Raw genomic sequence first — 2,008 nt, forward strand, 5'->3', positions numbered from 1 at the left:
GGGGGCGGCCATCCCCCCGCCGGGGCGACCGGGGCCCCCCTACGCCCCCCCCGGCGCCGGCGACGACCGCCTCGGCCACCGCGTCCGGCCCCGGCAGCCCGAGCGCCTCCGCCAGGGTGCGGACGACCGCGTGCCGGTCGGCGGTATGCCAGTCGTCCGCGTGCCGGGGGTCTGCGGGCCGGCCGTCCGCACCCGCCGCCGAACCGGCTGCGGCCGGCCGGAGTTGCTCCGGGTCCAGCCCGGCCAGTCCGGCCTCGGCGTGGGCGCGCCGACGCGCGTGCACCTGTTCGTCGCCGGTGAACCGGGCGACGGTCGCGCGCAGCCAGGCCAGGGAGCCGACGGGGGAGTCCGCCGCACCGACGGCGGGTTCGGGGACCAGCAGGGGCTGTTCGAGCACTGCGCGGGCGTCGGCGTACGAGCTGACGCCGTGGACGCCGTGGACGGACGGCTCGGAGATCGTCATGGGGCCACGCTAGGCGCGGAACAGTTCGGCGACGGCCGAACCGTGCCGCGAGCTGATGGGTGGTCACCCTGACACGGCGGCGCGGTGGGTCGGGGGTCGTTCAGGGTTGTTCCCGATACCCGTCCGGGCGAGGGCCGAGCACGATCGATCTCGTAGCCAAGCGACCAGAGCTCAACCCGAATCACTCCATGGAGTGCCACATGAATCCCCTCGTCCGCCGCGCCGCCGCCCTCGGCCTGGCCTGTTCCGTCCTGACCGGCGTCACCGTCGTGTCGGGGGCCCAGGCCTTCGCCGAGGGGGGTCCGGGCACCACGACGGCGTTCCCGCCGCTGGACCCCGCCGCGCTGGAGGCCGCCATCCAGACCCGGCCCGGTGACGGCGCCGCCGGTGCGGTCGTCCGGGTCGCCGAGCCGGGTCGGCTGTGGACGGGCTCCACCGTCGACTCCCAGACCGGCCGCAAGATCCCGGAGAACGCGCACTTCCACGCCGGCAGCATCTCCAAGGTGTTCGAGACGACCGTCATCCTCCAGCTCGCCGCCGAGGGTCGGCTAGACCTGGACCAGACCGTCCAGGACTACCTGCCCGGCCTGCTCCCCGACACCTTCGCCCCGGTCACCGTCCGCGAGTTGGTCGACTACACCAGCGGCCTGCCGGACGTGGACGAGGGCAAGCCCGCCGACGGCGTCGACGACACGATCGCCGACCGCTACTCCTACCGGACCTTCGACGAGGTCATCCAGGACACCCTGCGCCCCGCCGACCGCCCGTGGCCCGGCCCGCACTTCGACCCCGGCACCAAGCAGGAGTACAACTCCCTCGCCTTCCGGATCGGGGGCAAGCTGATCGAGCAGATCACCGGCAACTCCTTCAGGGACGAGATCACCGGCCGGATCCTGGACCCGCTGCACCTCGACCAGACCTCGGTGCCCGAGGACGACCCCGAGATGCCCCGCCCCTACCTCCACGGTTACATGACCGACAGCCAGGGCGACGCGGTGGACGTCAGCGAGCAGGGCGGCACCCCGTCCAACATGATCTCCACCACCGCCGACCTGGACCACTTCATCACCGCCCTCCTCCAGGGCCGTCTGCTGCCCGCTGCACAGCAGAACGAGCTGTTCGCCGTGCCCAAGGACGGCGAGGGCAAGCCCGTCTCGTTCGTCGGCGGCACCTCCTGCGACAAGGTGGCCTGCTTCGGCGCCGGCCTGATGTCCACCCCGCTGCCGAACGGCACCGTGCTCTGGGGCAAGACCGGCCACGACGACGGCTACGCCAACGGCATGTTCGCCACCCGCGACCTGTCGATCCGCGCCGTCTACTCCATTTCCAACCTCAGCCCCGACTTCTCCGCCCCGAGCCCGCTGTCCAACCGCCTCCTGGGCGCGGTCCTCAACCCGTCCGCCCCGCAGGGGCACTGATGACGCGCAGGCGGCGCTGCCCGGGGCTCCCCGGGCAACGCCCCCGACCCCCGTGTCTGGAGCGCCCCCCCGTCGGCCCCCGCCGCGCCGGGGCGGGCCCCGGTTCGATCGTTCCTTGGTGATGGAC

The 2,008-nt window shown here is 73.4% G+C and carries 1 protein-coding gene and 1 pseudogene; one reads left to right on the forward strand and one right to left on the reverse strand.

The window, feature by feature from the left end:
- Nucleotides 1-463, reverse strand: a pseudogene (locus tag ACFV4F_RS39810) (hypothetical protein); the annotation flags it as partial.
- Between the two features lie 200 nt (nucleotides 464-663).
- On the opposite strand from ACFV4F_RS39810, the gene ACFV4F_RS39815 reads away from it, so the two are divergent.
- A complete protein-coding gene (locus tag ACFV4F_RS39815) occupies nucleotides 664-1,881 on the forward strand; it encodes a serine hydrolase domain-containing protein (protein WP_380510280.1) in 1,218 nt (405 codons plus the stop codon).
- Nucleotides 1,882-2,008: the final 127 nt, after the last annotated feature.

It is taken from the genome of Kitasatospora sp. NPDC059722, assembly GCF_042733235.1.
In the GTDB taxonomy this organism is placed as follows: Bacteria; Actinomycetota; Actinomycetes; order Streptomycetales; family Streptomycetaceae; genus Kitasatospora.